The organism is Streptomyces chilikensis, from assembly GCF_001642695.1.
Taxonomy (GTDB): domain Bacteria; phylum Actinomycetota; class Actinomycetes; order Streptomycetales; family Streptomycetaceae; genus Streptomyces; species Streptomyces chilikensis.
The window spans coordinates 4,136,235-4,141,823 of sequence record NZ_LWCC02000005.1 but is presented as its reverse complement, the minus strand read 5'-3'; the positions used below and the strand labels follow the sequence as shown (position 1 = coordinate 4,141,823).

5 protein-coding genes are annotated in these 5,589 nt (G+C 73.2%); 2 read left to right on the top strand and 3 right to left on the bottom strand.

The window, feature by feature from the left end; translation table 11 throughout:
* Positions 1 to 51: 51 nt before the first annotated feature.
* On the bottom strand, positions 52 to 1,056 hold the full coding sequence (locus A2U95_RS18535; RefSeq protein WP_166025364.1) for an EamA family transporter: 1,005 nt from the start codon (positions 1,054 to 1,056) through the stop codon (positions 52 to 54).
* 159 nt (positions 1,057 to 1,215) lie between these two features.
* Between A2U95_RS18535 and A2U95_RS18530 the strand changes: the two genes are divergently transcribed.
* On the top strand, positions 1,216 to 2,031 hold the full coding sequence (locus tag A2U95_RS18530) for a PhzF family phenazine biosynthesis protein (RefSeq protein WP_166023948.1): 816 nt from the start codon (positions 1,216 to 1,218) through the stop codon (positions 2,029 to 2,031).
* Between the two features lie 22 nt (positions 2,032 to 2,053).
* Here the strand turns inward: A2U95_RS18530 and A2U95_RS18525 are convergent, their stop codons facing one another.
* On the bottom strand, positions 2,054 to 2,833 hold the full coding sequence (locus tag A2U95_RS18525; RefSeq protein WP_240957362.1) for a CPBP family intramembrane glutamic endopeptidase: 780 nt from the start codon (positions 2,831 to 2,833) through the stop codon (positions 2,054 to 2,056).
* Between the two features lie 124 nt (positions 2,834 to 2,957).
* Positions 2,958 to 4,472: a glutamate-cysteine ligase family protein gene (locus A2U95_RS18520; protein ID WP_166023946.1), complete on the bottom strand. Its 1,515-nt coding sequence runs from the start codon at positions 4,470 to 4,472 to the stop codon at positions 2,958 to 2,960.
* A gap of 581 nt (positions 4,473 to 5,053) precedes the next feature.
* Here A2U95_RS18520 and A2U95_RS18515 point away from each other — a divergent pair.
* A partial coding sequence (locus A2U95_RS18515; RefSeq protein ID WP_166025360.1) for a hypothetical protein occupies positions 5,054 to 5,589 on the top strand: 536 nt, incomplete at its 3' end.

Here is a 5,589-nt window from a genome sequence, read left to right as displayed (position 1 = left end):
CGGGTGCGCGCGGGCGGGCGCCTCCCGCGTCGGCGGCTCACCGGCCGCCCGTCAGGCCTCCTGCCGCTCCCCGGCCCGCGTCCCGGGCTCCGCGGCGGCCGCGACCGCCCCACCGCCTCCGGCCACCGGTTCCGGGGCCGCCGCGGCCGGCGTCGAGGACTGGGCCACCAGTGCCCCCACCAGCACCAGCACACCGCCGGCGATCTGCACCGCCCCCAGCCGTTCGCCGAGGAGCAGCCAGGCCGCCGCAGCCGCCACCACGGCCTCCACGCAGGCGACCACGCCCGCGACCGCGGGCGACAGCCGCCGCACGGACACCACACCGGTGACGTACGCCAGGACGGTCGCGACCAGCACGATCCAGGCCATCAGCACCCAGGCCCGCACCGGCTCGCCGTCCATGTCGACGGTGCCCGCCAGCACGGCCCGGTCCATGCCCCACGGCCGTGCCACCACGGTCATCGTCAGGCAGCCGACCAGGAGTCCGAAGGAGATCACGCCCAGCGGGTCGGGCGCCTTCCGCCCTCCGTCGGAGCCGTGGTCGGCCAGCACGAAGTAGGCGACCTGGCAGCAGGCCGCGGCGAAGGCCAGCAGCAGCCCCAGGGGGTCGAAGCCGAGCCCGGACCAGAACTCGACCACGCAAGCCAGCCCGGTCACCGCCAGCACCACGCCCAGCGCCGCCGCACGCGTGACCGGGCGGCGCTGCACGAACCGCACCCAGCCCAGCACCAGGGCGGGCGCCAGGTACTCGACCAGCATGGCGACGCCGACCGGGATCCGGGAGATGGCGGCGAAGTAGGCGGCCTGGACGCCGGCCACCGCGAACACGCCGAAGCCCAGCAGCACCAGCGGCCGTTCGCGCACCAGTCCGCGGTGCCGCCAGGCCACCGGGAGCAGCACCAGCGCCGCTCCGGTGATCCGCAGCCAGACCACCTCGAGCGGGTCGAGGCCCGCCTCGATCAGCGGCTTGGCCGCCACACCCGATCCACCGAACGCCACCGCGGACAGGACGGCGAGAGCGAGTCCCGCACCCTTCCCGGAACGCTCCACGCCCATCCCAGAGTCACGCACGGACACATGATGACAGCACCCGACAGGACCGTCACCCCCCATCGCTGCTGTCTCATTCCCCGGACCGGCGCGTTCCGCGGTTGCGGGCCACCGGCCCCCGATTGGCCTTGTCCCGGGTCCGGCGCGCCCGGTTAACGTCCTGTCATGCGTATCCGACTCGTCGACGCCTTCACCGACCGCCCGTTCACCGGCAACCCCGCGGGCGTCCTGCTCCTGGACGCCTTCCCCGACGACGCCTGGCTGCAGAACGTGGCCCTGGAGATGAACCAGGCGGAGACCGCCTTCGCCCACCCGCTGCCCGGCGGCGGCGAGGCGGACTGGGCCCTGCGCTGGTTCACCCCGGCCACCGAGGTGAACCTCTGCGGCCACGCCACCCTCGCCACCGCCCACGTCCTGCACACCACCGGCGCCCACCGGGGACCGGTCCGCTTCGCCACCCGCAGCGGTGTGCTCGTGGCCACGCCGGCGGAGGACGGCTCGATCACGCTGGACTTCCCGACCGCCCCGCTGACCGCCGTGGAGGCCCCGCCGGGACTGGCCGAGGCCCTGGGCGCCGAGCCGCTCACCGTCCTGGACACCGGACCGAACGTGGGCGACCTGCTGGTGGAGGTCGCCGACGAGGAGACCGTGCTCGGCCTCGCCCCCGACCTCAAGGCCCTGGCCACCTGCTCGGAGCGCGGCGTCATCGTCACCACGCGTCCGGCCGGTGCCGCCGGCCACGACTTCGTCTCCCGCTGCTTCTTCCCCCGCGTGGGCATCGACGAGGACCCGGTGACCGGCAGCGCCCACACGGCACTGGCCCCCTTCTGGTCCGAGCGCCTGGGCCGCACCGCCCTGACCGGCCTCCAGGCGTCGCCGCGTTCGGGCCTGGTGCGCACCGAGCTGCGCGGCGAGCGCACCCTGCTGACCGGGCGGGCGGTCACCGTCGTCGAGGGCGAACTGCTGGCGCCGCCGGAGTGACCGGCGGAGGGTGGCGGGGCGGTCAGGGCGCGGTGGGCAGCCAGTCCACCCGTCCGGCCAGCAGCGCGTACCCGACGAACGCGCCGACGTCGAGCAGCGTGTGGGCCGCCACCAGCGGCCCCACCCGGCCCCACCGGCGGTACAGCAGGACGAACACGACGCCCATCACCATGTTGCCGACGAATCCGCCGATGCCCTGGTAGAGGTGGTAACCGCCGCGCAGCACCGAACTCGCGGCGAGCGCGGCGACCGGGCTCCAGCCGAGCCCTCCCAGCCGGTGCAGCAGGTAGCCGAGGACGATGACCTCCTCGACCACCGCGTTCTGCGCGGCGGAGAGGACCAGCACCGGGAACTTCCACCAGACGTCCGGCAGCGCCTCGGGCACCACGGTCAGGTTGAACCCGAGCCCGCGCGCCGCGAGGTAGAAGGCGATGCCGGCGCTGCCGATCACCGCGGCGACGGCGGCGCCCCGGCCGAGGTCCGACCACGGCCGGGTCCGGTCGAACCCGAGCGTCCGGAGGCTGCCGCCCTCACGCGTCAGGAAGTGCGCGACCAGCAGCACGGGGACCAGCGCGGAGGCGATCCCGAAGAGCTGCCAGGCGAGGTCCAGCCAGGGCCGCCCCGGCGCGGCGGAGGCGTTGAGCGTGGCCGCCTGGTCCTTGAGCCCGCCGGGCCGCGTCAGCGACCCGGCGAAACTGATGACCGCCGCCACGGCGCTGGCCCCCAGCGACAGACCGAGCACCAGCAGCGTCTCGTCCCGCAGCGTCCGCCGCGACAGCACCTCGGACCCCAACCCCGTCACCCACGCCTCCGTCAGGCCGCACCACCGGCCCCACAGCTTGCCAGAGCGCGACCCGGGCGGGCATCACCCGTCCGGCGCGCGGGCGGCGCCCGCGGAGGAACCGGACGCCCCGTGGCGGCGGCCCCTACCGCCCCCCGGACGCCGGCAGTCCCGCGGGCCACGTGTGCACGGGGTCCCCCCGCCACTGCAGCTCCGCGTACCGCCGCGTCGTCGCGGCCAGGGCCTCCTGCCGCGACATGCCCCGTTCCAGGCCGGAGTGGAACGTCGCCGCCTGCCAGGACGCCCCGTTCACCCTCCTGCGGCACCGCTCCTCGATCACCCCGAGGTACAGCTCCCGGTCCGCGGGTTCGATCCCCCACGCCTCGAGTCCCGCGTGCGCCAGCGGCAGCAGCTCGTCGAGCACCAGCGTCACCGCCTCGACCTGCTGCGTGCCGCCCAGCCGTCCGCGCCGCGGCCACTCCAGCCGCGCGTCGATCCCGTACCGGCACGCGGTCTCGAAGTTGGCCGCCGCCGCCTCGAACGGCAGCCGCGTCCACACCGGCCGCGCCTCCTCCGCCAGCGCCCGCACCAGGCCGTAGTAGAACGCGGCGTTCGCCACCACGTCGGTCACCGTCGGCCCGGCCGGCAGCACCCGGTTCTCCACCCGCAGGTGCGCCGTGCCGTCGGCCACGTCGTACACCGGCCGGTTCCACCGGTAGACCGTGCCGTTGTGCAGCACCATCTCGGCGAGCCTGGGCGTGCCCCCGGCGTCGAGCACCTCCATCGGGTCCTCGTCGTCCATGATCGGCAGGAGTGCCGGGAAGTACGTCAGGTTCTCCTCGAACAGGTCGACCGCCGAGGACACCCACCGCTCGCCGAACCAGGTCCGCGGCCGGACGCCCTGTGCCTGGAGCTCCGGCGGCCGGGTGTCGGTGGACTGCTGGAACAGCGGCGGCCGCGACTCGCGCCACAGCTCCTTCCCGAAGAGGAAGGGCGAGTTGGCGCCCACCGCGATCTGCGCGGCCGAGACGGCCTGCGCCGCGTTCCACACGTCCGGGAACCGCTCGGGCGTGACCTGCAGGTGCAACTGCACCGAGGTGCAGGCCGCCTCCGGCGTGATCGACCGCGCGGTGGTGGTGAGCCGCTCGACGCCGTCGATCTCCAGCGAGAAGTCCTCGCCGCGCGCGGACACGATCTGGTCGTTCAGCAGCGTGTAGCGGTCGACGTCGGAAATGTTGGCGGAGATCAGGTCGTCCCGCTCGAGCGTCGGCAGGATGCCGATCATCACGATCCCGGCGTCGACCTCCCCGGCCTTTCGGTGGGCATATGCCAGTGACGTCCGCAACTCCTCGGCGAGCTGATCGAATACCTGCCCGCCGAGCCGGTGCGGTTCGATGTTGACCTCGAGATTGAACATCGCGAGTTCGGTCTGGAAATCACGGCTCGCGATCCGTTCCAGCACTTCCGCATTCATCATTCGCGGCATGCCGTCGGATCCCGCGAGATTCAGCTCGATCTCCAGACCCATGAGATTCTTCGGCCGGTCGAACTGCTTCTCCTTCAGCAACCGCTCAAGACCCGCCAGGCACCGCTGGAGCTTGTCCCGGTAGCGCTGGCGATCGGACAGGTCGAACGACCCTGCCTCGACCTTCTCCCCCATCGCTGCGTCCTCCTCGGATGGGTCGGCCGCCTCTGCGGCCGGTGTCCGTCTGTCTGTCGTCCGGGTCCCTCGTCCGGTCCGCAACTGATGATGCCCGCCCTGGACGATCGATAACGTCCCCGCGAGGACCCGCCGACCGTTAGGCTGACCTCCAGCGCCATTCGGCACATTCGCACGGCATGAACCGGGGCGCGGATTGACGCATCCCGAGGGCCATGTAAATCGGCGGCGAAAACCGGCCGACCCCGCGTCGGGCACCCCCCGAGGTCACCCGGCCGAAGGCCCCGGTAAATCAGGAGATAACGCACCGAAATTCCGGCGCGAAGAAACCTTGCCGTTCACACGGGGAACAGCTAGCGGAAACACTCCGTGAACACGGCTCGTATAAACTGCGCAAACGAGGCGGAGAAGCGCGTGCGCCCACGACCGTGCGCCCCGTCACCCCGGTGACATCGGACCGGACCCGGCCCGAGCGATCCGACCGGTCCGGCGCGGCTCTCCGACCCCCTCGAGCTGACAGCAGACAGCGCCCACCCTCGCCCGCGCGCCACTGTGCCTGTCGAAAAGAGAGGCGACCCACCATGCCGCTGCATGTCCCTCCGGCACCCCCCGCCGCCCTGCGCACCGTTCTGGCGGCCCTCGGCACACCCTCGGCCGTCCGTCACGCGCACACCCCGTCCCTGCGCAGCGCCCAGGGACCCCTCACCCCTGAACTGCCGCTGCCCGTCCACGTCCTGGACCGGATCACCGCGGACGGGGTGCCCGTCATCCGGCTCGCCGGCTGGCGGTTCCTGATCCGTGCCGGCGACCACGCGGTGGCCGCCGCCGACACCGTGGGGACCTCGGAGGGCTGGGCGTTCTCGCACTTCTTCGAGGGCCCGTACGTCACCTCGACCGAACGCGCTCTGCGCCAGGCCGAGGAGGCGCCGCACCCCTACCAGCCCCGGCTGCTCTCGGTGCCGGGCCTGTACATGCTGACCCTCTGGCTGCACGCGGACGTCGCGGCGGACGCCTCGGCGGGTCTTCCGGACCCGCTGGACCTGCTGATCCCGCTGGCGCCGGCCCCGCCGGGCATCGCCAGCCACCGGCCGCACCGTGTCGCGGAACTGCTGTCGCT